25 protein-coding genes and 1 pseudogene are annotated in these 26,743 nt (G+C 56.1%); 12 read left to right on the plus strand and 14 right to left on the minus strand.

Translation table 11 applies throughout. From position 1 onward, the window contains the following. Nucleotides 1-48 precede the first annotated feature (48 nt). The 4 genes from APR53_09965 (at nucleotide 49) to APR53_09980 (ending at nucleotide 4,864) form a co-directional block, all read left to right on the plus strand. Entirely contained in the window at nucleotides 49-942 is an 894-nt protein-coding gene (locus tag APR53_09965) for an ATP-binding protein (protein ID KQC04610.1), read from the plus strand. 1 nt (nucleotide 943) lies between these two features. Beyond that, complete coding sequence (locus APR53_09970) at nucleotides 944-1,252, plus strand: hypothetical protein (protein KQC04611.1); 309 nt, start codon at nucleotides 944-946, stop codon at nucleotides 1,250-1,252. A gap of 270 nt (nucleotides 1,253-1,522) precedes the next feature. After that, complete coding sequence (locus APR53_09975; GenBank protein ID KQC04612.1) at nucleotides 1,523-3,112, plus strand: glutamate synthase; 1,590 nt, start codon at nucleotides 1,523-1,525, stop codon at nucleotides 3,110-3,112. A gap of 66 nt (nucleotides 3,113-3,178) precedes the next feature. After that, nucleotides 3,179-4,864, plus strand: a complete 1,686-nt coding sequence (locus APR53_09980) for a YgiQ family radical SAM protein (GenBank protein KQC04613.1) — start codon at nucleotides 3,179-3,181, stop codon at nucleotides 4,862-4,864. A gap of 11 nt (nucleotides 4,865-4,875) precedes the next feature. Here APR53_09980 and APR53_09985 read toward each other — a convergent pair whose 3' ends face one another. From APR53_09985 to APR53_10020, 8 genes are all read right to left on the minus strand, one after another. Further along, nucleotides 4,876-5,646: a haloacid dehalogenase gene (locus tag APR53_09985; GenBank protein ID KQC04614.1), complete on the minus strand. Its 771-nt coding sequence runs from the start codon at nucleotides 5,644-5,646 to the stop codon at nucleotides 4,876-4,878. A 27-nt stretch (nucleotides 5,647-5,673) separates the two neighbouring features. Next, nucleotides 5,674-6,387 carry a hypothetical protein gene (locus APR53_09990; protein KQC04615.1) on the minus strand — a complete coding sequence of 238 codons (714 nt, stop codon included), beginning with the start codon at nucleotides 6,385-6,387 and terminating at the stop codon, nucleotides 5,674-5,676. A gap of 91 nt (nucleotides 6,388-6,478) precedes the next feature. Continuing rightward, entirely contained in the window at nucleotides 6,479-6,811 is a 333-nt protein-coding gene (locus APR53_09995) for a transcriptional regulator (GenBank protein ID KQC04616.1), read from the minus strand. Between the two features lie 6 nt (nucleotides 6,812-6,817). Further along, nucleotides 6,818-8,014 (minus strand): ammonium transporter, encoded by a 1,197-nt coding sequence (locus tag APR53_10000; GenBank protein ID KQC04617.1) that lies wholly within the window; start codon nucleotides 8,012-8,014, stop codon nucleotides 6,818-6,820. A gap of 59 nt (nucleotides 8,015-8,073) precedes the next feature. Beyond that, nucleotides 8,074-8,406 carry a transcriptional regulator gene (locus APR53_10005; GenBank protein ID KQC04618.1) on the minus strand — a complete coding sequence of 111 codons (333 nt, stop codon included), beginning with the start codon at nucleotides 8,404-8,406 and terminating at the stop codon, nucleotides 8,074-8,076. Between the two features lie 10 nt (nucleotides 8,407-8,416). Then, a complete protein-coding gene (locus APR53_10010) occupies nucleotides 8,417-9,613 on the minus strand; it encodes an ammonium transporter (GenBank protein ID KQC04641.1) in 1,197 nt (398 codons plus the stop codon). 115 nt (nucleotides 9,614-9,728) lie between these two features. After that, nucleotides 9,729-11,054: a glutamine synthetase gene (locus APR53_10015; GenBank protein ID KQC04619.1), complete on the minus strand. Its 1,326-nt coding sequence runs from the start codon at nucleotides 11,052-11,054 to the stop codon at nucleotides 9,729-9,731. Nucleotides 11,055-11,170: 116 nt separating this feature from the next. Then, nucleotides 11,171-12,487: a glutamine synthetase gene (locus APR53_10020; protein KQC04620.1), complete on the minus strand. Its 1,317-nt coding sequence runs from the start codon at nucleotides 12,485-12,487 to the stop codon at nucleotides 11,171-11,173. A 103-nt stretch (nucleotides 12,488-12,590) separates the two neighbouring features. Between APR53_10020 and APR53_10025 the strand changes: the two genes are divergently transcribed. From APR53_10025 to APR53_10040, 4 genes are read left to right on the plus strand one after another with little or no spacing between them, the layout of a single operon-like run. Further along, complete coding sequence (locus APR53_10025; GenBank protein KQC04621.1) at nucleotides 12,591-13,643, plus strand: hypothetical protein; 1,053 nt, start codon at nucleotides 12,591-12,593, stop codon at nucleotides 13,641-13,643. Further along, complete coding sequence (locus tag APR53_10030; protein ID KQC04622.1) at nucleotides 13,640-15,151, plus strand: glutamate synthase; 1,512 nt, start codon at nucleotides 13,640-13,642, stop codon at nucleotides 15,149-15,151. The genes APR53_10025 and APR53_10030 overlap by 4 nt, the downstream gene beginning before the upstream one ends. Before the next feature lie 38 nt (nucleotides 15,152-15,189). Then, entirely contained in the window at nucleotides 15,190-15,900 is a 711-nt protein-coding gene (locus APR53_10035; protein KQC04623.1) for a hypothetical protein, read from the plus strand. A gap of 9 nt (nucleotides 15,901-15,909) precedes the next feature. After that, complete coding sequence (locus APR53_10040; GenBank protein ID KQC04624.1) at nucleotides 15,910-16,938, plus strand: hypothetical protein; 1,029 nt, start codon at nucleotides 15,910-15,912, stop codon at nucleotides 16,936-16,938. Between the two features lie 50 nt (nucleotides 16,939-16,988). Here the strand turns inward: APR53_10040 and APR53_10045 are convergent, their stop codons facing one another. Both APR53_10045 and APR53_10050 read right to left on the minus strand, forming a co-directional pair. Next, entirely contained in the window at nucleotides 16,989-18,365 is a 1,377-nt protein-coding gene (locus APR53_10045; protein KQC04625.1) for a CCA-adding protein, read from the minus strand. Beyond that, on the minus strand, nucleotides 18,362-18,901 hold the full coding sequence (locus APR53_10050; GenBank protein ID KQC04626.1) for a hypothetical protein: 540 nt from the start codon (nucleotides 18,899-18,901) through the stop codon (nucleotides 18,362-18,364). The genes APR53_10045 and APR53_10050 overlap by 4 nt, the downstream gene beginning before the upstream one ends. A 159-nt stretch (nucleotides 18,902-19,060) precedes the next feature. Between APR53_10050 and APR53_10055 the strand changes: the two genes are divergently transcribed. After that, nucleotides 19,061-19,357, plus strand: a complete 297-nt coding sequence (locus APR53_10055; protein KQC04627.1) for a glutaredoxin — start codon at nucleotides 19,061-19,063, stop codon at nucleotides 19,355-19,357. A 68-nt stretch (nucleotides 19,358-19,425) separates the two neighbouring features. Continuing rightward, nucleotides 19,426-21,555: an anaerobic ribonucleoside-triphosphate reductase gene (locus tag APR53_10060; protein KQC04642.1), complete on the plus strand. Its 2,130-nt coding sequence runs from the start codon at nucleotides 19,426-19,428 to the stop codon at nucleotides 21,553-21,555. 14 nt (nucleotides 21,556-21,569) lie between these two features. Here APR53_10060 and APR53_10065 read toward each other — a convergent pair whose 3' ends face one another. Further along, nucleotides 21,570-23,912: a hypothetical protein gene (locus APR53_10065; protein ID KQC04628.1), complete on the minus strand. Its 2,343-nt coding sequence runs from the start codon at nucleotides 23,910-23,912 to the stop codon at nucleotides 21,570-21,572. Nucleotides 23,913-24,091: 179 nt separating this feature from the next. Between APR53_10065 and APR53_10070 the strand changes: the two genes are divergently transcribed. Together APR53_10070 and APR53_10075 are read left to right on the plus strand one after the other, a co-directional pair. Continuing rightward, complete coding sequence (locus APR53_10070; protein KQC04629.1) at nucleotides 24,092-25,234, plus strand: hypothetical protein; 1,143 nt, start codon at nucleotides 24,092-24,094, stop codon at nucleotides 25,232-25,234. 122 nt (nucleotides 25,235-25,356) lie between these two features. Continuing rightward, a complete protein-coding gene (locus APR53_10075; GenBank protein ID KQC04643.1) occupies nucleotides 25,357-25,644 on the plus strand; it encodes a hypothetical protein in 288 nt (95 codons plus the stop codon). A gap of 55 nt (nucleotides 25,645-25,699) precedes the next feature. Here the strand turns inward: APR53_10075 and APR53_10080 are convergent, their stop codons facing one another. From APR53_10080 to APR53_10090, 3 genes and pseudogenes are all read right to left on the minus strand, one after another. After that, nucleotides 25,700-26,149, minus strand: coding sequence for a transcription elongation factor NusA (locus tag APR53_10080; protein KQC04630.1), 450 nt, complete (start codon nucleotides 26,147-26,149; stop codon nucleotides 25,700-25,702). Nucleotides 26,150-26,152: 3 nt separating this feature from the next. Further along, a complete protein-coding gene (locus tag APR53_10085) occupies nucleotides 26,153-26,443 on the minus strand; it encodes a 50S ribosomal protein L30 (GenBank protein KQC04631.1) in 291 nt (96 codons plus the stop codon). A 6-nt stretch (nucleotides 26,444-26,449) separates the two neighbouring features. Beyond that, nucleotides 26,450-26,743 (minus strand): annotated as a pseudogene (locus APR53_10090).

The following is a 26,743-nucleotide window of genomic DNA, read 5'->3' on the forward strand; positions in this document are numbered from 1 at the left end:
ATGAAACATATATGCTAAATCCGACGTAGCATCAGGAGAATATTTAATATGGCAGAAAATACGACTCAAGAGCCCTGCACCGGTGACTGCAAGACCTGCGCTTCTGCAAATGCATGCGACGATCCCCGCAACACCCAGACAGGACTGCCGGAGAAAGTGAGCATGGATGTCAGGCACGTCATTCTTGTCCTGAGCGGCAAGGGTGGCGTCGGGAAGAGCACGGTCGCGGCCAACCTCGCCATGTCCCTGTCCAACCGGGGGTACAATACCGGGCTGGTCGACCTTGACATTCACGGACCGAGCATCCCGATCATGCTCGGGATCGAGGATAAAAAACTCTCGTCCCTCGACGGAAAGCATATCGATCCCGTGCGAATCACCGGCACGCTGGGTGTCGTATCCATGGCATTCCTGCTTCCGGATCGAAGCACACCTGTTATCTGGCGCGGACCGATGAAAATGACAGCAATCCGGCAGTTTCTCGAGGACGTTGCATGGGGTTCTCTCGATTATCTTGTCGTCGACCTCCCGCCCGGCACGGGCGATGAAGTGCTGTCTGTCGCCCAGCTTGCACCGAATATTGCCGGTGCTGTGATTGTGACCACACCGCAGGATGTGGCAATCCTCGACTCCGGGAAGGCTGTCCGGTTTATCGAAAAGATTGGCCTCCGGGTTCTTGGCGTCATCGAGAACATGAGCGGCATGATCTGTCCCCATTGTGGGGAAGAGATTGACCTCTTTGGCATGGGCGGGGGGAAAAAGGCTGCGGAGGAACTTGGCGTTCCCTATCTCGGCAGAATTCCCATGGATCCCGAAATGCGAAAAGCGGGTGATGAAGGCCGTCCCTTTATCATCCGCCGCCAGGGCATGGACGAATCGAATCCCACATGGGCGCATGTGGACGAAGTGTTAAATACCCTTCTCAAGCAGATACAGGACTGATATGGAGTATATGGACATTCTCAGAGGCAACGGGGAGCCAATGAGCATTTACGCTGATATTGTGCGTTGCATTGAGAATTTCCAGGCATTTCCCTTTTTTATCGAGCCCGTCTATCGCGAGGCGCTCAGTCTTGGCGATGATGGCCCCGACCGCCTCCGGTTTGCCCTCGTGCGCCTGCAGGTGTATGCGGATATCCACCGGTACGAGGACATGGAGCAGACCCAGAAGATTAAATATGTCGGGCAGATTCTTGAAAAGATCATTTTTGGCGGGCTGATGCTCGAACCGCAGCTCGAAAACGGCGAGTGAATCGAAACAGCCGTCCGCGCATATCTACCCGGTCCTCCCGGACCGAAGGCCATGTCTTTTCGGAGATGTACCGGTATATTGGTCCCTTAAAACCGGGGAAACGGCCTGATGGCCGCTGATTTCAATAAACTTTTTATACGGATAGAAGGAAAGGGCTTATAAGTCTTTATTTTAATACGAAATACTATGGTCCGGATGGTCACTCGTTCGACCTGCAAACATTTTTCCTGATTGTCAGGTACTATTCAACCTGAAAAGAGGAGAGATTCAATGAATCTTAGACAGCCAAATGCAAATGAAGCGATAGGGACATCAAACCGTTCCCGGAATGTCGCCCCTGTCTCGGGTATCTGTACCCGGTGTGTCGATGGGTGCAAGGGTAGCTGCGAAATCTGGTTATCGTCGTTCCGTGGCCGTGAAGTGCTGTACCCCGGTCCGTTCGGAGAAATTACCGCCGGTGCCGACAAGAACTATCCGGTCGACTATTCTCACATCAATATTCAGGGGTACGCCGTGGGTGCACGCGGCCTTCCCGATGGCGTTGAGATTGGCCCCGATACGGCAGTCTTTGACGATGTCAATACCGAGACGTCGTATGGATGGGATCTGAAAGTGCCGATGCGTCTTCCGATCTTTACCGGAGCACTCGGCTCGACCGAAATTGCACGAAAGAACTGGGAAGAGTTCGCCATCGGCGCCGCCATCTCCGGCATCACGCTCGTATGCGGAGAGAACGTCTGCGGCATCGACCCCGGCCTCAAGTTCGACCACAATCACAAGGTTGCCGAATCGCCCGAGATGGACCGCCGTATCGAAACATATCGCCGCTTCCACGAAGGATACGGTGAAATTCTCGTGCAGATGAATGTGGAGGACACCCGGCTTGGAACCGCGGAATACGTCTCCCACAAGCACAACCTCCAGACAATCGAACTGAAGTGGGGCCAGGGTGCGAAGTGTATCGGAGGCGAGATCAAGGTAAATTCACTCTCGCGTGCAACCGAACTCAAGAACCGCGGTTATATCGTTCTTCCGGATCCCACACGCCCCGACATCCAGAAAGCCTTTGAAGACGGTGCGATTAAGGAGTTCGAGAGGCACTCCCGGCTGGGCTTTATTACGAAGGAAGGATTCCTCGAGGAGGTCGACCGCCTGCGTGATATCGGTTTCAAGCGCGTGACGCTGAAGACCGGCGCCTATTCCATGAAAGAACTTGCCATGGCGCTTCGCTACAGCTCGGAGGCAAAAATTGATCTGCTGACGATCGACGGCGCACCGGGCGGCACCGGCATGAGCCCGTGGCCGATGATGAACGAGTGGGGTATCCCGACGTTCTATATCCAGGCGCTCACGTACCAGTTTTGCGAGATCCTGAAACAGAAGGGCATGCGTGTCCCGGACATCGCCATCGCCGGCGGGTTCGCCGACGAAGCAAATGTCTTCAAGGCACTCGCGATGGGCGCACCGTACGTTAAAGCGGTCTGCATGGGTCGCGGACTGATGATCCCCGGCATGGTCGGCAAGAACATCGGGAAATGGCTCGAAGCGGGCGAGCTCCCGAAAACGGTCTCGAAGTACGGCTCGACGGTGGAGGAGATCTTCGTCTCCTACGAAGAGGTGAAGGAGAAATACGGCGAGAGAATGAAGGAAATTCCGCTCGGCGCCATCGGCCTGTACACCTATTCGCAGCGGTTCAAGACCGGCCTTCAGCAGATCATGGCGGGCAGCCGGAACTGGAGCCTCAAGTCCGTTTCACGCGGCGACGTGATGGCACTGACGGAGGAGGCTTCGGAGATATCGGGCATCCCCTACGTGATGAATGCATACCGGGACGAAGCGCTCGAAATTCTCGACGGGTGACCGCACCCACCTTTCAAACATCCTTTTTTCTCCCGATCCGCCCTACCGTATTCAGGAAAGAGCGGCATGTTTCTACCGACCAGCAGCGCGGAGATGGCCCGCCGGGGCTGGGACCGGTGCGATGTGATCATCGTTACCCCTGACGCGTATGTGGATCACCCGTCGTTTGCAATGGCGATCCTCGGGCGGTTCCTTGAGGCGGACGGCTACCGGGTAGGAATTCTCGCCCAGCCCCGCTGGCGCGACCCGGGGAGCTTCCTCGAGCTCGGCATTCCCCGTCTTGCGTTTGCCGTTTCGGGCGGCAATATGGACTCGCTGGTGCTGAATTACACGGCAAATAAAAAACCGCGGCGGGAAGATCTCTTCTCTGAAAATGGCGATCCGTTCTTCTCGAAACCGGGTGACGGAAAAAAATATCGGATTCGACCGGACCGGACGATAACGGTCTACTGCAGCCAGATCCGCTCGGTATGCCGGGAGGTGCCCCTTATCATCGGAGGCATCGAGGCATCTCTCCGGCGCATCGCTCATTATGATTACTGGAGCGACTCGGTCAGGCGCAGCATTCTCTTCGATGCAAAGGCGGACCTGCTCGTATACGGCCCCGGGGAATATGCGCTCCGTGATGCGGTGCGGGCACTGGAGGCCGGAGACGCTCTCCGGGAATGCGTCATTGCCGGCACCGCCGGTGTCCGGAAGGAAGCGGACGTGCCTGGCGATCCAATCCTTCTTCCCTCCTATTCTGCTGTTTCATCCGATACGGCAGCATTTGCCCGTGCATTCTGCTCATTTTACCGGAATTATGACCGGCGGCTGCTGGCACAGCAGCAGGACAGCCGTTTTCTCGTGCAGTTCCCGCGCCGACGCCTGACTACCGCCGAACTCGACGCCGTCTACGATCTACCGTTTATGCGGCGCCCCCATCCCCGGTATGAACACGAGATCCCGGCATATACCATGATACGTGATTCGATTACGGCACACCGGGGCTGTTTCGGGGGCTGCGCCTTCTGTGCCATTGCCGCGCACCAGGGGGCTGAAATCGTCTCCCGCAGCCCTGCATCGGTGCTCCGCGAAGCGGCGGCGATTGCGGCAATGAAGGATTTTTCCGGCACCATTTCGGATGTGGGCGGCCCCTCGGCAAACATGTATGCATCCCGGTGCCGAATCGGGGGCTGCGACCGCCCGGACTGTCTTCAGCGCGGCGACGCCTGCGAGAACCTGGTGTCCGGAACGGCTGAATACGGCTCTCTCCTCGGCGCGGTCGGCAATGTGGCAGGTGTCCGGCACGTACTGGTCTCTTCAGGAGTCCGGTTTGATCCGGTGCTCCTTGACGATGCGCTGCTTCTCCGCCTGCTCCGGCACCACATACCCGGGCAGTTGAAGGTTGCGCCCGAATCAGGATCCGATTCGGTGCTCGCTGCCATGAACAAGCCGGGAACCGGTGTTTTCTGTGCTTTTAAGGAACGGTTTGATCGTCTTGCGCGCCGGGAAGGAATCAGGAAATATCTCATTCCCTATATCATCGTGGGCCATCCCGGGGAAGGGGAGGCTGAGGCGAAGGAAACGGTCCGGTTTCTCCGTGATTGCGGCCTTGCGGGGAGCCAGTTCCAGATCTTTACCCCCTCGCCGCTGACCCGTGCGACGGCATGCTGGTATCTCGGTCATGATCCCTGTACCGGGATACCCCTGCCTGTCGAGAAAAGAATCCCTGTGCTTGAGGAGAGGAAAAAACACCTCATCCGGCGCTGATTTCGGGTGCTTCAGAGGAAATCCGGAAGAATGGCAATCGATTCGATGATCCGGTCCGGGGCGGGCACTGCAGTTGCGGCCTGCTCTTCTCTGAATTTGCCGGTGCGGACCAGAAATCCTCGCATTCCCGCACGATGTGCGCCCCCGATGTCGGTCACGACATCGTCGCCGACCATCAGGGTCTCCTCCGGTGCAGTTCCGAGTGCGTCCAGCGCGCGGGCGAAAAATGCCGGCGATGGTTTTCCTACCAGTTCGGCCTCGTTCCCTGCGGCAAACTCAATGGCACGGACAAACGGGCCGGCCGAGAGGGAGAGCCCGTCGGAATCCATCCAGTACCGGTCCTTTTCGAGTGCGATAAAGGCTGCGCCGTCCAGCACAGCACGGAATGCCCTGTTCATGGATGCGTAGGTAAAGGCATCCCCGGCATCACCGATCACCACCGCATCGGGATTGTCGTCAGTGTCGATGATTCCCTCCGCCTTAAAATCACGGGCTGCATCCCCTGTTGTGAGCAGGAGACACCGTTTCTGACCTCTTTCGGCAAGAAGAGACGCTGCTGCGGCAGCGGGGGTGACGATATGGCTTTCCGGTACGAAAAGCCCCATATCACGAAGCGTGGCGGCGATTGCGGCGCGGCATTTCCGAGTTGTGTTGGAGAGGCACCGGAACGGGATTTTCCGTGCATGCAGGGTATCGAGTGTGCGGGAAGATCCGGGTACGGGTTTTCCGCCGACCTGCAGCACACCATCGATATCGAGGAGTAGTCCGCGAATGGGCGTCATAATTGCTTCCGGGTGTGATATTCGCGGTTAAGGCTGATGATGTTTTGTTGCGTGCCGGAGGTTATCCATTGCGATCTCGCATGCCCGTCTCACGCGCCTGTTTTCGTCGGCGAGTGCCTCCCGGAGCGGTGTGCATGCGTCCGCACACCCGAGAATGCCCAGTGCATGGGCCGCAGCACTGCGTATTTCCGGTTCAGGGTCTTTCAGAGCCCGGATAAGGGCATCCATACCTTCAATGTCGCCTGTGGCCCCGAGAGCCTGGGCGGCCCTGACCCGAACCGCCGTATCCGGATCAGACAGCGCCCCTGCCAGTGCGACGACGGCGTCATGCCCGCCTGCCATGCCGAGTCCGGCTGCGGCCATCGCCCGGATTGACGGGTCATCATCACCGATCGCTGCCGCAAGCGGTGCAACCGGAAGCCGCCTGCCTGCGCGCGTGAGTGCGGACACCGCCTCCCTGATAAACCAGCGGTGCTCGTACAACGAACGCTCGAGAGCAACGCCTGCTGCCGGATGCGGATGTCCTCCGAGTCCGTGAGCGACGGCTTCACGGATATACCATTTTTGATGGCGTATACGAGCAATTAATTTCAGTATCTCTTCGGGATGCCGGATTCTTCCGATCCGTGCAACCGCCTCACTGCGGATGCGCCAGTTCTCATCGTTCAGATCACGGAGAATTTCATCACATGTGTTCATATCGGTATCCTCCCTGCCGGCATTTTCCCAATCCCCCAACATCGACGGGTCCACCAGCCCCGCCCTGTGCGGGGGTGAGGAGAGATCCCCGGCAGGCGGACAGCCACATCATCCTGCCGGAAAGTCGTCCCGGTTACTCGGACACGAATAGCCCGGTCCGCACCATGGCGGAGAGTTCAACGGGAATGACAAATATACGCCCGTCCCCGTATCTGCCTGTTCGTGCCGCCGCTCTGATGGTTCCGATTGCCTTCGGAACATCGTCATCACGGATGACCATCTCGATCTTTATCTTCGGGATCAGGTCGACTTCCATCATTTTACCGCGGTACTGCAGCTGGATGCCCTTCTGTGCACCCCTGCCCCGTACATCTGACACTGTCAGGGGGAAAAACCCGTTCTCTGCAAGGGCTGTTTTTACGTCATCGAGTTTTTCCGGGCGGAAAATCGCTTCAATTTTTTTCATGGTTCCTCACACGTAGATCGATTCACCATGCTGTGAGATATCAAGCCCCACATATTCTTCTTCTTCTGTCACTCTGAGTCCCATTGTCAGGTCAACAGCCTTCGCAATCATGAATGTGACGGCAAAGGCGTAGGCGACCGCTGCCACCGCACCCACTGCCTGGAGGGCCAACTGGGCTGAGGAACCACCGATAAGCCCGGTGATCCCGCCGATGCCGGATACTGCAAAGATTCCGAGTGCCACCGTTCCCCACACGCCGCCGACGCCGTGAATTGCCCATGCGTCGAGGCTTTCATCAAGGCTCCGGTTGAGGCGCCAGAGAAGGGCATAATAACAGAGAAGTCCGGAAACGGCACCGATGATCACCGCACCGATCGGATCGATGAAACCTGCTGCAGGAGTGATGGCACCCAGCCCGGCTATCGATCCGCTGATCATCCCGATCGAACTTGGCTTGCCGTTTATCCAGGATGCTGCCATCCACGCAAGAGTTCCGGCTGCAGCAGCAGTATTTGTCACGATAAGCGCATTTACTGCAAGGCCGTTTGCGGCAAGTGCACTCCCTGCATTGAATCCGAACCACCCGAACCAGAGAAGTGCACCCCCGAGAAGCGTCAGGGGGATGTTATGCGGCTCCATGCTGTACTGCCCGAAACCTGCACGCTTCCCGATAACCAGTGCCAGTGCCAGTGCACCCCATCCGGCACTGATATGGACAACGATACCTCCTGCAAAATCAAGGATTCCTGATGCCGCCATCCATCCGCCTCCCCAGACCCAGTGGGCAAGAGGATCGTAAACGAGCGTTGTCCAGAGGAGCCCGAAGATGATGAATGAGCTGAGTTTGATCCGTTCCGCAACCGCGGACGTGATAATTGCAAGGGTCACGGCTGCGAACATCATCTGGAATGCCATAAACAGGAGATCCGGGATGCCGGCCCCGGAGAAATCCACACCCCGCAGACCAATATACTCCAGGCTGCCGATAAGGCCACCGATATCCGGGCCGAATGCGAGGCTGTATCCAAACAATATCCACTGGACACTCACGATAGCTAAAGCGGCAAATGAGAGTGCGAACATCGAGATGAGATTTTTCCGCCGCACAAGGCCGCCGTAGAAAAGTCCTACGCCGGGTGTCATCAGCATGACGAGAGCAGTGCAGATCAGTATAAAGGCGGTATTACCACTGTCCGGTATCATAGGAGGTACTCACAATTGATAGAAGGAAGTTTTCTTCCTTCTATATTTATAATTTATGCCTAAACCATAATGATCTCGTCGGTCCTCACTGCGGCGACCATCTCCACATGTGTGATGAATATCTTCCCGTCGCCATTCTTCCCGGTGCGTCCCTCTGCCCTGATGATTTCGATGATGGGAGTTACGTCGGAGTCGGGAACGACCATGTCGATCCGGACTTTCGGGATGAGATCCACCTCTATCTTTTTTCCCCGGAACTGAAGGCAGATCCCTTTCTGGGCGCCCCGCCCGCGAACCTCCGTGACGGTCATGGGGAAGAATCCCCTTTTTTCAAGGGCTCTCTTCACCTGTTCCAGCTTTTCCGGCCGGATGATTGCTTCGACTTTTTTCATGGAATGCACCTCATGCACTGATGGATTCGCCGTGCTGGGCGATATCCAGGCCGACATATTCTTCTTCTTCGGTAACACGCAGTCCGATGGTCATATCGACCAGTTTGGCGAGGACCAGTGTCACACCGAACGCGTACCCCATAGCGACGAACGCATCGATTGCCTGTATGACGAATTGTCCGGGATTGCCGTAGATAAGGCCGTCGACACCGCCGATTGCGGCAGTGGCGAAGATACCGGTCGCAAGCGCACCCCAGAGGCCTCCCATGCCGTGGACGGCCCACGCATCAAGGCTTTCGTCAAGCCCTTTCCGGACGCGGAAGAGCAGTGCCGCGTAACAGAGCAGCCCGGCAACCACGCCGATGACAATTGCCGCCAGGGGATTGACGAATCCTGCGGCGGGTGTAATTGCCACGAGTCCGGCTAATCCTCCACTGATCATGCCGAGCGAACTCGGTTTGCCGTTGATCCATGATGCACCCATCCAGGCGAGTGCGCCGGCTGCAGCCGAGATGTTCGTGACGACAAAGGCGCTTGCGGCAAGTCCGTTCGCCGCGAGCGCACTCCCCGCATTGAATCCGAACCAGCCGAACCAGAGGAGTGCGCCGCCGAGGAGTGTCATCGGGATGTTGTGGGGCTCCATGCTGTACTGTCCGAAACCCACCCGCTTGCCGATGACGAGAGCAAGCGCGAGCGCCCCGAACCCGGAACTGATGTGAACGACCGTACCGCCTGCAAAGTCAAGAGCTCCGAGTGTTGCCGCCCATCCGCCGCCCCATGCCCAGTGGGCAAGGGGATCATAGACGAGCGTCGTCCAGAGCAGCCCGAAGACGATGAACGAACCGAGTTTGATGCGCTCGGCTATACCCGATGTCAGGATGGCCAGAGTGAGCCCGGCAAAGACGAGCTGGAAGGCCATGAAAAGCAAATCGGGGATTCCTTCACCGTCCATCCCCACGCCGGTGAGGCCAAGGAAATCCAGCCCGCCGATGAAACCGCCAATGTCGGATCCGAACGCAAGGCTGTATCCGACACATGTCCACTGGATGGTTACCAGCGAAAAAGCGATGAACGCGAGCGCGATCATGGATATCAGGTTCTTCTTGCGGACCATGCCTCCGTAAAACAACCCGACACCGGGTGTCATGAGCATGACCATTGCGGTGCAAATCAGGATAAATGCGGTATCACCGCTGTCGATTGGCATTTTTTTCATCCCCTGAGTTGGTAGCTGACCCTGGTGCTAAGAGGGTCTTTAATTTTACAAGAAGGAAGTTAGTTTCCACCACATATAAATATAACGCAGAAAAAAAAATTTCCTTTTAATAGTTTAAATACTGCCCGACTTCCCAGGGGTGGACCGCGGTGCGGAACAGATCCCATTCAATCTCCGCAATATTGGCGAGCCCCTCCACCACATGCGGACCGAGCGTGGTACAGAGCACATCGTCTTTGAGCAGGTGGCTGTTTGCGGTTCTGAGATCGCCGGGGAGGGTTTCAATGCCTGCCGCGTCGCGCTCGGCCGCGGACATCCGGAAGATGTTCGTATCGGTGCTGGGCGGCGCTTCCATCCCGTTCTTTATACCGTCAAGCCCTGCCGCGAGGATTGCCGCGAATGTCAGGTACGGATTGCATGTCGGATCCGGGCTCCGGAGCTCGATGCGGGTGCTGTTTCCACGCGGCGCAGGGACCCGGATGAGGGCGGTGCGGTTCGAAGCGCTCCACGAGATATAAACCGGGGCTTCATAGCCCGGAACCAGCCGTTTGTATGAGTTGATCGTCGGGTTTGCGAGCCGTGTGATGCCCTTGACATGGGCGAGCACTCCGGCGATGAATTGGAGCGCGATTGGCGAGAGCTGCCTGGGAGCGTCGGGATCGAAGAATGCGTTCTTCCCGTCGCGGGCGAGAGAAGCGTTCGTATGCATGCCGCTTCCGTTGATCCCGTAAATCGGCTTCGCCATGAACGAGGCATGCAGGCCGTTTAAAAGCGCGATGGTTTTCGTGGCAAATTTAAAGGTGATGACATTGTCGGCGGTATTCAGCGCGTCACTGTACTTGAAGTCAATCTCGTGCTGGCTCTCCGCAACTTCATGGTGAGACGCTTCGATGTCGAATCCCATCTCGGTCAGGGCAAGGACGATGTCACGCCGGACATTCTCCGCGAGATCGGTCGGGGCGAGATCGAAATACCCACCCGTATCCTGAAACTCGAGGCTCGGCTTCCCGTCCAGCATTTTAAAGATGAAAAATTCGAGCTCCGGTCCCGTGTTGAAGACATATCCCATCTTTTCTGCCTCGGCGAGGGTTTTCTTCAGGACATAGCGGGGGTCACCGTCAAAGGGCCTCCCGTCCGGCATGTGCACGTCACAGATAAACCGTGCCACGGTATCGGTACCCCTTCGCCACGGCAGGAGGCTGTATGTCGAGGGATCGGGCCGCAGTACCATGTCCGACTCCTCAATGCGGGCAAATCCCTCGATGGACGAACCATCAAATCCGATCCCGTCCGTTAATGCTTTTTCCGCCTGTTTTATTGGGATTGCAACATTTTTCGGCATCCCCTGGATATCCGAAAACTGGAGGCGGATGAACCGCACCTCGTCGATCTCAAGCCGATCGAGAGTTCTGGTGATCTCATCATGTACCATAGTGGGTGAATATTCCCTTCGCTTCTATTTATTCTTAGATTGCGGGAATGGCGTCACAGTGAAGGATTTTTCTTCTGAAAGCAGGAAGTATCCTGCCATATAAAAAGAAGGATGCATTAATAATTCAAGTACTTCGCAACTTCCCAGGGGTGGACAGCAGTGCGGAATGAATCCCACTCTGTTTGGGCAATAACGTTGAGATTCTCCACTACATGGGCGCCGAGCGCAGTGCAGAGCACCGGGTCTGCAAGCAGGTGCGTATTGGCCGTTATGAGGTCGCCCGGAAGAGTCTCTATGCCGAGTCTATCCGATTCCTCCTGGGTCATATGGAAAATATTCCGGTCAAGACTCTCCGGAGGAGCGATTTTGTTTCGGATGCCGTCGAGGCCGGCAGCGAGAACTATCGCAAACGTCAGGTACGGATTACACGTGGGATCGGGGCTCCTGTACTCGACACGGGTGCTGTTTCCGCGTGGTGCGGGTACCCGGCAGAGGGCGCTTCTGTTTGCGCCGCTCCAGCTGATGTAGACCGGAGCCTCATACCCGGGTACGAGCCGTTTGTACGAATTGACCGTCGGGTTTGCCACACGGGTAATCGCCTTGACATGCTTCAGGAGTCCGCCGATGAAGTAATGTGCCGTATCGGAGAGCTGGCGCGGTCCCACGGGGTCAAAGAAGGCATTTTTACCGTCTTTAAAGAGTGAACAGTTGGTATGCATCCCGCTGCCGTTGATGCCGAAGACAGGCTTTGCCATGAAGGTGGCATGCAGCCCGTTCATGAGTGCGATGGTCTTTGTCGCGAACTTGAACGTAATCACGTTGTCGGCAGTCGTCAGTGCGTCACCGTACTTGAAGTCGATCTCATGCTGGCTTTCCGCAACTTCATGGTGGGACGCCTCGATCTCAAAGCCCATATCGGTCAGGGCGAGAATGATATCGCGCCGTACGTTCTCCGCAAGGTCGGTGGGAGCGAGATCAAAGTAGCCGCCCAGATCCTGAAACTCTGTCGTGGGCTTACCGTCGATCAGTTTGAAGAGGAAAAACTCAAGTTCGGGACCGGTGTTGAATACATACCCTTCCTGAGCGGCGTCGGCAAGTACCTTCTTCAGGACATAACGGGGATCGCCCTCAAAGGGTGTATTATCTGCCTTGTGGACGTCGCAAATAAACCTCGCCACTCCCTTTCTCCAAGGCAGGATGCTGTACGTTGCGGGATCGGGTTTGAGGATCATATCCGATTCCTCGATCCGAACAAAGCCCTGGATTGATGAACCATCGAACCCGATTCCATCGGAAAGAGCTTTTTCTGCCTGGCAAACCGGAATGGCGACATTTTTTGGATGCCCCTGAAGGTCGGAGAATTGAAGTCTGATGAACTCCACGCCATCTTTTTCAATTCTCTCAAGCATTGTTGAGATCGCGTCTGTCGACATAATGGAAGATAACTTCTACCCATTGCTATTTATAGTTTCTTTAGCAAACTATAGGCAGCGCGATGACAATGAGGTCACCATATCGCTGACGATTGTGGTTATCATGTGTGGAATTATCAGTGTGATTGATCGCAGCCGCTCCCTCTTGGACGGGAAGGCGATCAAAAACGCCCTCTCCCTCATGAATGAACGGGGAAGCGGAGAAGGGGCAGGATATGCAGCCTACGGAGTATACCCGGATTTTAAGGATTGTTTCGCCCTGCATGTATTTTTTGACAATATCGTGGAGCCGAAGGCGGAAGTGGATGCAGTACTGGAGAGCTGGGGAACCATCGAACATCAGGAGGAAATTCCGACATTTGATCAGCCCCGCCTCCGGAAAAAACACACGCCATGGCGGTATTTCTATAAACCCGACGCACGTCTCATGCCGGGTACGGCATCGCCGGAAGAAGATATCGTCATCCATCTCATCAACCGCGTAAACACGGGCATCACCGGTGCCCTCATCTTCTCCTCCGGAAAGAACATCGGCGTCTTCAAGGCATCCGGGTGGCCCGAGGATGTGGCCAATTTCTATCGCATCGAGGAGTACGAGGGGTATATCTGGCTCGCGCATAACCGGTATCCGACCAATACTCCCGGTTGGTGGGGAGGAGCCCATCCCTTCAACCTTCTCGACTGGAGCGTCGTGCACAACGGGGAGATTACTTCGTACGGGACGAACCGGCGGTATATCGAAAGCTACGGGTACAAATGTACGATGTACACCGATACCGAGGTCGTCGCGTATCTCACCGACCTGCTCTGCAGGAGACACGGACTAACCCGCGAACTTGCGGTACAGGCGTTTGCCCCTCCGTTCTGGGATGAAATTGACCGGATGGCACCCGGTCAACAGCACCTGAGCAGGGCTCTCCGCCTGGCCTACGGGCCTGCGCTCATGAACGGTCCGTTTGCCATCGTTGTTGCACGGCCAGACGCGATCGTCGGATTTACCGACCGGATCAAGCTCCGGCCACTCGTTGCCGCGGAGGCGGGCGACCGCCTCTACCTTTCGAGCGAGGAGGCTGCGATCCGGACAATGGAAGCAAATCCGGACAGGGTCTGGATGCCGCGTGCCGGAGAACCGGTGATCGGGAGAGTGAAGCAATGACGGTCGGAAGTCTCCCGGTCCGGTACCGGATATCCGTGGACCATGACGCCTGCATGCTGTGCGAGCGGTGTATCGAAAACTGCCCGTATGGTGTTTTCAGGCGGGAAGGCGACCGGATTGCAATTGACTCGAGAAAGTGCACCGCATGCCACCGGTGCATCGCCATGTGTCCTCGCGACGCCATAACCATGGAGGAAAAACCGGTTGATTACCGAAGCCATCCTCTCTGGACCCGGGAAGTCCGCGAGGCGATCTACAATCAGGCGCGCACGGGACGCATCATCCTCTCGGGGATGGGCAATGTGCTCGACTATCCGGTGATCTTCGATCGCCTCGTCCTGGATGCGTGCCAGGTCACAAACCCGAGCATTGACCCGTTGCGCGAACCGATGGAACTCCGCACGTATATCGGAAAGAAACCGCGGCAGCTGGAATTTACACGCAATCCCGCCGGCGATCTCGAACTGGCGACAACACTCGCTCCGAACCTGCAGCTCGAAACTCCGATCATGATCGGGCATATGAGCTACGGAGCGATCAGCCTCAACGCGCAACTGAGCCTCGCCCGTGCCGCGAAGGAAACCGGGACCTTCATGGGGACGGGTGAGGGAGGGCTCCACAAGGCGATTTACCCGTACCAGGACAACATGATTGTTCAGACCGCGTCGGGACGATTCGGGGTCGATATCGATTATCTCGAACGCGGCGCCGCAATCGAGATAAAAATCGGGCAGGGAGCCAAGCCGGGCATCGGCGGGCATCTGCCGGGTGAGAAGGTACCCGCGGATGTTTCCCAGACCCGGATGATTCCGGAGGGCAGTGACGCAATAAGTCCCGCCCCGCATCATGACATCTACAGCATCGAGGATCTTGCGCAGCTTGTGCGAGGCCTGAAAGAAGCAACCGAATGGAAAAAGCCTGTTTTCGTCAAGATTGCAGCGGTGCACAATGTAGCGGCGATCGCTGCGGGTATCGCACGATCGTCCGCGGATGCGGTAGTCGTGGACGGGTTCCGCGGCGGTACCGGTGCGGCACCCCGGGTGTTCCGGGATCACGTCGGCCTTCCGATTGAAGCTGCGCTTGCGGCGGTGGATGAAAAACTGCGTGAGCAGGGCGTGCGGAATGAAGTGTCGGTGATTGCGAGCGGCGGCCTCCGGGAGAGTGCCGATGTGGCAAAGGCCATTGCGCTCGGAGCCGATGCCGTCTATATCGGCACTGCGGCGCTTGTGGCGCTCGGGTGCCGCGTCTGCGGGAGCTGTTACCGGAATCTCTGCCCGTGGGGCATTGCCACCCAGCGGGAGGATCTCGTTCGGCGCCTCGACCCGGACGTCGGTGCTGAACAGGCGGCAAATCTCATTCGCGGATGGACCCTCGAACTGGCAGAGCTGATGGGTGCTGCAGGCATCAACAGTATCGAAAGCCTTCGCGGCAACCGGGATCGCCTGCGCGGCTACCTGCTTGACGAAAACCTGCTGAAGGTGCTGGACGTGAAGATGGTGGGGGCGTGACGGCCTTGGCAAGAACTGTGGTTATTGATACGACAGGGATGCATTACACTCCGCTCAACCGCATGATCCGCGCAGCGGTGGCGGATGGAGCCGAAGAGATTGTACTCGAACACGTGCTGGGCCAGCGGTTTATTGGAAACGGCCTTCGCGGGAATGTCTCGATCATCGTGAAGGGTGTTCCCGGGGGCGATCTTGGCATGTTCATGAGCGGTCCTACCTGCACCGTATACGGGAACTGTGAGCATGCCCCCGGCAATACCATGGATGCCGGCAGGATTGTCATCCACGGCAGCGCCGGGGACGCTGTCGGGCACAGTATGCGGGGCGGTGAAGTGTTCGTCCGTGATGATATCGGTTACCGCGGGGGTATCCACATGAAGGCATATCGTGATAAGCGTCCGGTGCTGGTTGTCGGCGGCTCGCCCCGTGCATTCCTCGGAGAATACATGGCGGGCGGTCTCCTGCTCGTGCTCGGCATTGGCGCTTTGCCGGCGGTCACCGAACGGGGGATCGGGAGCGGCATTCACGGCGGTGAAATCTTTATCCGCGGTTTTGTGGATGACTGGTTCCTCGGAGTGGGTGCAAAAAAGTTTCCTTTCACGGACGTGGATCGTGATCGTATCCGCCCTTACATCGAGGAGTATTGCCGCCTGTATGACAGCGATGCCGAGACGCTTGTCAATGCCGACTACACGCGGATCGGCCCTGCGAGTGCCCGTCCGTTTGCGAATAAATACACATGGGAGTAGTGCGGAACAATGAAGCGAACATATGAAGATCTGAAACGTGACGTCTGGGAGACGGGCCGCTGCTCCGGCTGCGGTGCCTGTGTGGCGGTCTGCCCTGCGAATGCGATCATATTCCGCGAAGGCTCGCCCGACGCTCACCCGGTGCACACCGGCTACTGCAAGGAAGCGACGGACGGTGTCCCGTGCGGCGCCTGTTACGGGGTATGTCCGCGAACGGACGAACGAAGAGCGGCGGCGGAATCCCTCCCCCTCCTTGGCGAGTACCAAGATATTTTATCGGCGCGGGCGACGTTCGAGATCGAACGAAAACAGAGCGGCGGTGCGGTGACAGCCATCCTCCGGAATGCGCTTGAGGAAGACTTAATCGATGCCGTCGTCACCGTGGGTGAGGACAGATGGACGATGAAGCCGTTTTCCACGCTGATTACCTCGTCCGGCGATCTGGTGCACCATGCAGGAAGCCGCTACAACTGGTGGGTTCCGACGCTGGCCATTCTCAAGGAAGCGGTTGTACGGCGGAAATGCCGGCATATTGCCGTAATCGGCGTGCCCTGTGTCGTAAGTGCGATCAACGCGATGCGCGAGAGCGACAACGATCTGCTCCGTCCGTATGCACGGGCGGTGCGCCTCGTCGTCGGGTTGTTCTGTACCGAATCGTTTGATTACCGGAAACTCATCGGGGATATGCTCGGGGGAGTATATGGCATCGAGCCATGGCAGATCCGGCGCCTCAATGTCAGGGGTGCCCTTGAGGTGAGCGGAGTCGGGGGACTGATTCAATCGATTCCCCTCCGGGATCTTGAGTCCTGTATCCGGCCCGGTTGTCTCCACTGCACCGATTTTACAGCTGTCCATGCCGATATCTCTGCAGGTGCCGTGGGCAGCCCCGACGGGTACACCACCCTGCTTGTCAGGAATTCGGTCGGCAGGGGATTTGTGGAACGCGCTCTCCAAAACGGCCTCCTTGAGGAGGGGGAACGCCCGTCGCTCGCTCCGATCGAGCGTCTTGCAGCGAAAAAATCGGAAAGAGTCCCGTAATACTCCCGCTTTTATGCTGGATCGGGCTTCCGGGAAATTCCCGGTCCCGCTTATTTCCGGATCCTGTCGGCACGGCGTATCCGCACGAGCGGCGATTCCCGCGTGATAAAGGAGCTGAGAAACGGAGCAAACTCCTCTGACCAGCAGTCAGCACCCTCCCATAGAGTCCGGTCCGCACTCATCGACCGTTTGATATGTTTTCCGAGCGCGACCTTGAGGGGACTTTCCGACCCGAGCAGTTCCCTGACATGTGTGTGTTTTCGCGCGATTTCCACATAATAACGCCCGTCATCGATATACGGTCCGGAATAGGTATTCTCAGGATAGAGGGCCAGGAATTTATCCGCATTCGCGCGGTTCCACACGGGGGGGCCCATATGTCTCTTGACAGGAGGAAGTGAATCGACCAGCAGTTCGAAAAGGAGCATACAGTGTTCATCCTGCATCTCGCATGCGGACCGGTTCACCACAAATCCGTACCGTATGAGCATGTCGGCGATAGCCGCGGTACTTTTCCTGAGTTGGGGAACCACGATATCGGGAATCGTATGGGGTGTTTTCAGCGTGATGGCATAGAGTTTTGTACCGCGTTCTTCGAGCCGGGCAATAAAGGCGCCACGGTCAGGTATGGCCGGTGCCGGGTGTGAGAAATATACCGCTCCCGGTGCGGCGGAATATCCCCGGGCGAGTTCGACGAACTCGAACATGCGGGAGAGTGAAAGGGATGCCGCGACATTCCGTGCCGGATCCACCGGGTCGATGACGACCAGCGGGTCATGGAATACCTTTGTCGCATGGCCTTCGATGTCGATTGCGGTCGAGGGCCGCCATTCCGCCGCCGCACGGATTACTTCCGAAAATCCCCCGTAAAAAAGAACGAGCAGTTCGCAGAGATAGCCGGCAAATCCTTCGGTCATCTGATCGGAGCCGTAGACTCCTCCCACCTTGGAAAACTGCTTCAGGAGCAGTACATCGTCGATAAAAGGGCCGATACGCTCCCTGATGTAACGCGTGTGGAACGGCGTCCTGTCGACTGCGCTTTGAATCGCCGTTGCCTGCTTCACGGCATAGCACGGCACGAGATCGACATCGAGACCGTTGATACACATATTGATATACGGGTGTTCCGCGTACTTCTCCCGCATTGTTGCCCCGTACTGCCTGCCTATGGCACGCGCAAGCCCGAGGCCCTGCTTCTCGAGCTCCTCACGGGAGAGCGACGGCGGAAAGAGCATGAATATATCGAGGTCCCGGTCCCCGCGCACCCATGTATCCCGTGCGACCGATCCCACGACCATACCCCGTGCACTCCCGCTGTCGTTTACTGCGGCGATGAGAGCGTCTGCCACACTCCGGATATGGTCGTACTCTTCTTGCAGCGGTTTGATTCGCTCCAGCACCTCCACTTCGCAGGGCAGGCGGATCACAGCGTGACCTCCATCAGCGTTTCATAGACCGGTCCGGAGGGCGTCAGGGTGCTTTTTTTGAGCCTGACGGTAGAAACCAACAGGTTTCCGAACGAAGAGGACGCAAGTTCGTCGATCCGCCCGGAAAGGGAGGGATCAAACCTTCTCACCCGGGCGATTGTGACATGCGGCGTAAATTGCCTGTTTTCACGCCGGATTCCTATCGGGGCGAGGCTCTCTTCAATCCTGCCGGCGAGTTTCGAACACATGCCGCCGTCCTGTGCTGTTGCCCAGATCACCCGCGGGTGCGTTCGCGAATTACCGGAAACGCCCGAAACCTCCATGTCGAACGGGTGAAACGAAAGCGTGCCGAGGGCGGCTTCTACCGAATCCAGCGTTCGCGCATCAATCTCACCAAGAAATTTAAGGGTTATATGGGCAATCGATGGGTCTACAAGAGTGATTTTCGCATCACTTTTCGCGAGAACCGCCTGCACTTCGGCAATGCGCGTCCGGATCTCTCCGGGCATGTCGATTGCAATGAATGCCCGCACCATGGGTACTTATCTTCGCCTGCTTCTAATAAAAAAGGTGTATCCCCTTCGTTCGGCCCGGTACCGAATAATTCGGTCCTTCCGGTGAATGACACGGAAGAAGTCCCTGCACGGTGATTCAGCTGTACGATTCGATACAATTTTTATTCAACCGGACAACTAATGGTAGAGAACAGGGGGGCCCTTTTAGTGTCAGATATATCCCGAATTATTGTATATACTCTTGAAAACTGCCCGAATTGTGAAATTCTGAAGGAGTATCTCAGTCGAGCCGGTGCCGCGTACGACGAACGGGACATGATGCAGCCGGAGGCGCTGACGGAACTGAGAATCAACGGTGTGTTTGTCAGGGAAGCCCCGGTACTGCAGATTGGCAGTACTTTTCTCACATCCCGGGAATTATTTTCGCAAGGCACCGTCAGGGAAGAAACCCTCTCTCCCCTCGTGAAAGGTGAGTAATCGTGCCGAAGGATCCCCGCCGTACTGCGACAGTTCAGAAGACACTCGACGGATTCACGGTTCCGTCCATGCCGCCGGTGCGAACGTCGAGCGGGCATATCGTCGATTGGGATCGGGAAAGAATCGTCCGGCAGATCATCGATGAGACCAAACTCGTTGAAACATTCTACGGAGAGACGGGTGCCGACGAGGATCGTGCGCGCGAGATTGCCCTGGCAGTGGAACAGCGGATTCAGCGGCTCGGTCTCACGGCACTCTCAGGTCCGCTTATCCGTGAGATCCTGAACATTACCCTCATCGAACGGGGGCTTGTAGAATACCGGAATGTGTGTACACGGGTCGGAACCCCGGTATTTGATGCACATCTCATCGATGTCGGGCGGGGATTCGAGGCGCATGACAACGCAAACCTTCAGGAGAACGCGGAAACTTCCCATAAAAAGAAAGCCGACAAGATCAGCAAGGAACAGTATCTCCTTCAGCTCCCCCCCGCACTTGCTGATTATCACCTCGCGGGTGATCTCCATATCCATGACCTTGAATACTTCGGAACCCGCCCGTTCTGCCAGGACTGGGATCTGCGGTATTTTTTTTATTACGGGCTGATGCCTGACGGAAATGGCACGAAAGCATCGGTTGCGGGCCCGGCAAAAAGGCCTGAGGTGGCCGTGCTCCATGCCGTCAAGGCACTCGGGAGCGCACAGACGAACTTCTCCGGAGGGCAGGGGTACTACAATTTCCTTACTTTCCTTGCCCCCTATTTAGAGGGGCTCTCCTATAACGACATGAAGCAGCTGATGCAGATGTTCGTCTATGAGATGACCCAGATGATGGTGGCACGGGGCGGGCAGGTCGTATTCTCTTCAGTACAGCTCAGTCCCGGCGTACCATCCCTCTGGAAAGACAAGCCCTGTGTCTATAAAGGCAAAGTCTGGGACGGAAAGCAGGCGCCGCTACGCACGTACCGTGAGTTCGAGCGGGAAGTGCGGCTTCTCTTAAAAGCTCTGATGGACGTCATGCTTGAAGGGGACAACTGGGACAAGCCGTTTAACTTCCCGAAACCGGAAATTTCAATCGAACCGGAATTCATGGAAGAGGATGCGGCATTCAATGCGGAAAATCCCGATCTCCCGACGTACCGCGATCTCTACCTTATGACATTCGAGCTCGCGTCAAAGTACGGCACCCCCTATTATGACAACCAGATACCGGCATACCGGGGGGCGGGCGAAGGGATCTCGTGCTACCAGTGCTGTGCCTACCAGTTCTCGTCACTCGCGGACAACGACAGCGATTTTGATAATAAACTCATCTTTGAGAACGGGAAGCATTTCAGCATGGGATCGTGGCAGGTCCTCTCCGTCAACTGTCCGCGTGCTGCGTACCGGGCGGAAGGAGACGACGCACGGCTCTTCGCAGAACTCAAAAAACTCATGGACGTGTCCATGGAGGTCTTTCGGATCAAACGCCGGTGGATGGAGAATATCCGGGCGAACGGGCGCATGCCTTTTGCGATGCAGCGTCCGGTCGACCCGAACACCGGCGAACGGGGTGCTGTCGGTGTCGATCTCGACGGACTCGTGTACACCATCGGGATCGTCGGCGTGAATGAGATGGTGCAGCACCACACGGGGAGCCAGCTTCACGAGAGCAAAGAGGCATTTCACTTTGCCATTCGTGCGATGACTGAGATGGAACTCTACGCAAAAGAGCTCTCAGCGAAGTCCGGCATGACGATTGCCCTCGCCCGCACACCGGCTGAGACGACAGGCATGCGGTTTGCGGTTGCCGATCTCATCGACAAACGGTTCCACGATTATGCGTTCCGGGTCATCAAAGGCGATCGGGAACAGGCTCTCGAACGGATCGGAGAAACACTGGATCTCCCGGTATATTACACGAACGGCACCCATGTCACGCCCGGCGCGGATGTCAGCCTCACCGAGCGGCTTGAGATAGAGCACGTCTTCTTCCCGATAGTCGACGGCGGCAATATTTTCCATATATGGCTCGGGGAAGCACGCCCCGATCCACGCGGTCTGATGGACATGGCATTTAACCTCTGCCGCAACTCTCAGGTCGGGTACTTTGCATTCACGCGTGATCTCACCGTCTCCCTCAAGCAGTTTACGGAATATCACGGTGAAAAAGTGCCCGGGAAAGGAATCGCCGCAGCGGACCGGCGTATCCGGGCATAAAATAAGCCGTTGTATCAGGTATCGACGGGACCCATCCTGTACGATGCACGGGGGATATGCATCTCGAACCGTGCTCCCTGCCCTTCCACCCCGGTTTCCCGGATCGTTATGCCGGTGATGTGCAGGATTTCCCGGATGAGGAATAGACCGAATCCCGTGTTTCTTCCGTACCCCTGTATGAAAATAAGTTCTTTTATATTCTGAGGTATCCCTGATCCGTCATCCTCGCAGAAAATGACGAGTTCCGTCTCCGTCTCCGCCGTGGAAAAGCGAATCGTGGTGAGACCATCCCCCCCGTAGCGCATTGAATTGTCAATCAGGTTGTAGAAGACCTTTTCTAGAAGCGGATCGGCGTGGATCCGGGCGGTTCCGGTCTGCACCAGTATCCCGACTCTGCCCGTATCAAACATGCCGGCAGCTTTCCGTATTACCTCTGCGGCAGTGAACCATTGTGGTTCCCGCACCCCTATCTCCTGATAGTCGTGTGAGAATTCCACCTGTCTGAGGATCGTCCGCGCGGCCTCCTTAATCTTCGCTATACTGTAGGATGTCTCTTCATCCTGGGCTTGCGTATCCAGAATCTCAAGGAATCCGAAGATCACCGTGAGCTGATTGCGGATATCATGGCGCGTGATCGAACTGAGGAGAGTGAGTTTGTTGTTCAGTTGCCTGAGCGCCTTCTCGGCCTGTTGCCGCGTGGTGATGTCGCGTGCAATATGTGTCGCGCCGATCAGGTTGTTACGGGAATCCTTCAATGCGTTAAAGACAAACTCGTAATTCGCTCCGGTGCCCAGCTGTTCGACACAACAGTATTCCCTCCCCTTGAGGGCAAGCCCCCACAATGCCGCCAGCTTATCCCGCGATTCGGGGATGTGGGACAGGGTATCATCAAGCCGCATTCCGAGTTCAGGGTTGGTCCCGAATGCACGCTGGAATGTCTTTTTATATGCAGAATTAAACGCGATAAAACGGAAGTCCGTGTCAAGGGCGGCGAGAAGGTCGCTGCTACTGTCGATCATCCCGTAGAGGATATCCCGCTTCAGGTTCAGGACGCTTTCCGCCTGTTTCATCCGTGTTATATCCCGGTTGTATACCGCGAGCATCGTAACGGTTCCCGTTCCGTTCGGAATAGGAACGATATTGTTCTGATAAATATGCTCCCCGTACTCGTCTTCGAACTCAACGGGTCTCCCGGTAACGACCGCCCGGATAACGGGGGTATTGCGTGATTCGATCAGTTTCGGGGGCATGAAATGACAAAAATTCTTACCAATCAGGTCGCGATATCCGAGATCGCGCTTCGCATTTATTTTTTGCAGGCAGGAGAGGGCTCTGCGGTTGAGTGCGAGGAAATTGCCTTCCACATCGAGGAGAATGGCAGTATCGGGAATAGAGTCCAGCAGCGTCTGAATTATCTTCTTTTTTTCGATCTCCGCCTCCTCGCTGCGGCGCTGCTGGATGGCCATCCCGATCACGTTCGCAGACGTCCGCAGGGAAGACAGATCGCTGTCGCTCCATCGTCGGGGTGCCGAACAGGAATCAAATTCAAGAAATCCCCAGAAAGAACCATTTGCCATAATCGGCACGGCAAGGAGGGATAGTATGCCCCGCGGTTCGAGAACTTCCCGCTCGCTGTCAGGAAAATCCGCTACATTGCCTGATACGAAACCGCCCTGTGAGAGGATCCCGAACCATCGCGAAACGACACTCTCGAACGGGACATCCTGAAGATCGGAATTATCACTCTGCGGCGTGATAAAATCCCGCACCCATTCATACCGCAGGCCCGCTTTCATAGTGTCATTGGCGGGATCATAGGAATTTTCAAAAATGTATGCACGATCTGCTTTCATTGCCGTACCGAGGATCGCGAGCGATGCGTTCACCGCTTTGTCGGTATCCCGCTCAGAGAGGAGAATCTCAAGTGAGCGGGTGATTCCGTTCACCATGCTGCTGCCTTCAGAATCTCCGGAAGCGGATTTTTCCGCCACGGTAATGCGGCTGAGTGCGTCATACAGGCGGAGGTGCTCATCGGAGGTGTCGGCTTCTCTGGGAATATACGCGTCTGCGCCCGAGTTCAGTGCCTGCATGGTGGTCTCCGAATCGTCCGGCGCCTTCCAGAGAATGAAAGGAACATCGGAACCGGATTGCCGGATCTCCCTGAGAAGCGTGATGGCGTCTCCTCCGGAAAGATCGAATGCTGCAGCAATACCATCGATTCTGCTGGTCCCGAGGATCAGAAGCGCCTGCGCGGGTGAATGTGCGACGACAACCGGGGAGATACCGTTACTCTGCAAAAACCGTGCAGTTTTTTCGGAGGATTCGGCATTTTGGTCAACAAGCAGGATGGATCTCATAGGTTCGCTCCGGTGATGCGCATCAAAGGTACGGGGATTATCGATAATCCCCGGTGCATATCTATCACCTCAAATCATATATAAATCTCCACATTCCCTCGTGTCCCATCCGGGAAAGAGCTACGTGAAAAAACGAACCTTAAAGAGGGCATACCGGAATATGGCTTACTGGTGCTGTTATGCCCGGGGACTCACGCCTCGATACGATGCATTCAGGAATTTCATCTCTCTTTGCTTCACATATTAAGCTCATGTCCCTCATTCAGCTGATATCGGGGCCGTTAACGCTTCCCGCTCTCAGCAGGGATGCGGAAATCCGGCCGTCATCCCTGTATCCCCGGTTGCGTGAACTCGCTGATGATCACCTTCTTTTTCACGACAATGATAGTATTCACCTTACGCCGATTGGCAGTATTCTTGCCAGAAATATTGAAAATATGGTTTTTTCCTTCAACGGGAGCGGGGGTGACGCCACGCTCTCTTCCGGGCAGGGTGGTGCGGTCCGTTACCCGGTCAAAACGGCCCAGCGGGTTATCCGCTCGAAACCGGCAGTTCGCATGCTTGTTTACCTCCAGAACAGTAATCCCACACGGAAAATACTGCAACAGGTGGCGGGCAGTGCAGCATTGTTCCGTTCAGGCCTGCGCACGTTATGGGATGAAGGGCTCGTCATCAATGAAAACGGCGTCTATGCCTTAACCCGGGCCGGAGATGCGGCTTCAGTACAGATCCGGAGTGTTCTTGAGATTCATGCACTCCTGTCACGACATCGCGATTTCTGGATGGGGCATTCTCTGGGAAAGATCCCCGATTATTTCTTAAACAGCCTCGGTCACCTGCATGATGCGGAGCTCATTGCGAACACATCCGCAAATGCCTTCCGGAATTTCGAACACCTCTCTCACGTCATCGGGACCGCCGATACTATCCGCGGCATTTCGGCATGGACAAGCCCCGGCATTGCCAGTGCGATTACGAAACGTGTCGGTGAAGGTGCGTCTGTGGAACTCATCGTAACCCCCGCCCTTCTCCGGGAACTCTCGCGCCCTCCGTACTCGGATCAGTTTGCCCCGCTGAGCGGATGCGGACGTTTCCGCATGTATGTCACGGACCATCCCGTCGGTGTCGGGATGCTGGTTACCGACAGCTGCATTTCCTGCGGTTTTTATCAGAATGACGGCGTGACCTACGACTGCATGCACACACTCACCAGCATGTCGGAAAGGGCTGTGGAGTGGGGCAGGCAGCTGTTCCGGTATTACCGGACCCATGCGCTGCCGGTGGATCCCTGGGCTCTGCCCCCCTCTTTCACGGGGTTCTAGGGTTGTGTATCGGGCCTGAAATTGGATTTACATCAAAAATGCCGCTTTCAGGTTCAATCCCCGGATATATTACCCGAAAACTAAAAAATATATTTTTCCCGTGTCAGGACAACACTAACTGCATGGTCTGGGTCAAGTCCCTTGAAAATACCTACGTCAACGCCGACAATATCATCTCGCTCACCTACGATCAAAAAAGCAATTCATTCGTTGCCGTCATCGGATATCATGAGAAGATACGGCTCCAGCATGTGATTTACCACAACAACGTTCTCGACAATCTCCTGCAGGGCACCACACCGCGGAGCGAATCGGAGATCATCGAGCGCATCATCCGGTGTATAGAAACCGCGAAACAAACCGGTGACCCGGCAACTCTGGATTTCAACCAGATCCTTGCGGATTTTTAAGTGCGGGGCATACCCTGCGCACGTTAAAAGGAAAAAAAATCTCCCGGAAAAAAGGTCAGGCGAAATCTTCCTGAACCAGTTGCACATCAGCAATATCATACTGACGCCGTACAAGCTGTTTCGCCTTGAATATATTTTTGCCTGCCTTTCCAATCGCAATTCCCCGGTCTTCCTCACGGACATCGACGAGGGCGACGCGTTCTCCATCCTCCCTTTCTTCAAATTCGATGGAAAGCACCTGTGCAGGAAGGAAACAGTTTTTCAGGAATTGTTCGAGATCGTTTGAGTATTCCACGACCTCGATACGCTTTCCAAGGATATCAGATGCTTTTTTAATGCTTGAACCCTGTTTTCCGATTGCACGGCCCATTTCACCGGGGTTGATGACAAAGATAAGTCGTTCGTTGCGCTCATCGATGATGCAGTCGCGGCTTCCGGCACCGGTAATCTCCTCAAACTGGGCCATGAGCTGGAGCGTTTGCTCGGTGAGAATGACTTCTCCCATATTTCAGATCCTCTTAATTGAGAGGATGTCGGATTCGCCGGCATCCACAATGGCAAGGGCGCTGACCATGAACGGTTTGCCGCATACTTTGCCGAGTTGAATACTCGAACCATCGTAGCGGTGCGTGAACACGTTCGCCTGCTCATCAAGAGTCTCAATAATGTCGTTCGGGCAGTTTTTTGCGATGACGACCATCTGTGCTGTTCCCTCTTTGATGCATGCCTTCGTCGAGTTCTGGCCGATTGAAACGGTCCCTGATTTAATTGCCCGACGTAATGACGTTTCGAAATCCATTTTAAGTTACTCCTGATTAATTGGTTTTGCAATGAGTTTGACATCACCGGTACCGAGCTGGATTGGCTGACCGACGATAACGTTCTCCGTTACGCCCTGAAGGATATCCACTTCATTGGCAACCGCCGCATCCAGCAGGTGATTTACCGTCACTTCGAATGCCGCACGGGAAAGCACACTTTCCTTCTCACCGGCAATACCGTGACGGCCGATCTGCTTGACTTCGCCCTCCATGCACATCATGTCGGCGACGAGCATGATGTGCCGCACGTCCACGGAGATACCCTGTTCCCTGAGGGT

Origin of the sequence: Methanoculleus sp. SDB (assembly GCA_001412355.1) — an archaeon.
GTDB lineage: Archaea > Halobacteriota > Methanomicrobia > Methanomicrobiales > Methanomicrobiaceae > LKUD01.

Coding starts and splice junctions, on each gene's coding strand:
- APR53_10040 (KQC04624.1), top strand. CDS start 15,910: ATGAAGCGAACATATGAAGATCTGAAACGTGACGTCTGGGAGACGGGC.
- APR53_10020 (KQC04620.1), bottom strand. CDS start 12,487: ATGTCGACAGACGCGATCTCAACAATGCTTGAGAGAATTGAAAAAGAT.
- APR53_10050 (KQC04626.1), bottom strand. CDS start 18,901: ATGGTGCGGGCATTCATTGCAATCGACATGCCCGGAGAGATCCGGACG.
- APR53_10025 (KQC04621.1), top strand. CDS start 12,591: ATGTGTGGAATTATCAGTGTGATTGATCGCAGCCGCTCCCTCTTGGAC.
- APR53_10010 (KQC04641.1), bottom strand. CDS start 9,613: ATGCCAATCGACAGCGGTGATACCGCATTTATCCTGATTTGCACCGCA.
- APR53_10060 (KQC04642.1), top strand. CDS start 19,426: ATGCCGCCGGTGCGAACGTCGAGCGGGCATATCGTCGATTGGGATCGG.
- APR53_09985 (KQC04614.1), bottom strand. CDS start 5,646: ATGACGCCCATTCGCGGACTACTCCTCGATATCGATGGTGTGCTGCAG.
- APR53_09995 (KQC04616.1), bottom strand. CDS start 6,811: ATGAAAAAAATTGAAGCGATTTTCCGCCCGGAAAAACTCGATGACGTA.
- APR53_10030 (KQC04622.1), top strand. CDS start 13,640: ATGACGGTCGGAAGTCTCCCGGTCCGGTACCGGATATCCGTGGACCAT.
- APR53_09975 (KQC04612.1), top strand. CDS start 1,523: ATGAATCTTAGACAGCCAAATGCAAATGAAGCGATAGGGACATCAAAC.
- APR53_09980 (KQC04613.1), top strand. CDS start 3,179: ATGTTTCTACCGACCAGCAGCGCGGAGATGGCCCGCCGGGGCTGGGAC.
- APR53_10055 (KQC04627.1), top strand. CDS start 19,061: ATGGTAGAGAACAGGGGGGCCCTTTTAGTGTCAGATATATCCCGAATT.
- APR53_10070 (KQC04629.1), top strand. CDS start 24,092: ATGCCCGGGGACTCACGCCTCGATACGATGCATTCAGGAATTTCATCT.
- APR53_10015 (KQC04619.1), bottom strand. CDS start 11,054: ATGGTACATGATGAGATCACCAGAACTCTCGATCGGCTTGAGATCGAC.
- APR53_10080 (KQC04630.1), bottom strand. CDS start 26,149: ATGGGAGAAGTCATTCTCACCGAGCAAACGCTCCAGCTCATGGCCCAG.
- APR53_10035 (KQC04623.1), top strand. CDS start 15,190: ATGCATTACACTCCGCTCAACCGCATGATCCGCGCAGCGGTGGCGGAT.
- APR53_10085 (KQC04631.1), bottom strand. CDS start 26,443: ATGGATTTCGAAACGTCATTACGTCGGGCAATTAAATCAGGGACCGTT.
- APR53_10005 (KQC04618.1), bottom strand. CDS start 8,406: ATGAAAAAAGTCGAAGCAATCATCCGGCCGGAAAAGCTGGAACAGGTG.
- APR53_09965 (KQC04610.1), top strand. CDS start 49: ATGGCAGAAAATACGACTCAAGAGCCCTGCACCGGTGACTGCAAGACC.
- APR53_10075 (KQC04643.1), top strand. CDS start 25,357: ATGGTCTGGGTCAAGTCCCTTGAAAATACCTACGTCAACGCCGACAAT.
- APR53_09970 (KQC04611.1), top strand. CDS start 944: ATGGAGTATATGGACATTCTCAGAGGCAACGGGGAGCCAATGAGCATT.
- APR53_10000 (KQC04617.1), bottom strand. CDS start 8,014: ATGATACCGGACAGTGGTAATACCGCCTTTATACTGATCTGCACTGCT.
- APR53_09990 (KQC04615.1), bottom strand. CDS start 6,387: ATGTTGGGGGATTGGGAAAATGCCGGCAGGGAGGATACCGATATGAAC.
- APR53_10065 (KQC04628.1), bottom strand. CDS start 23,912: ATGAGATCCATCCTGCTTGTTGACCAAAATGCCGAATCCTCCGAAAAA.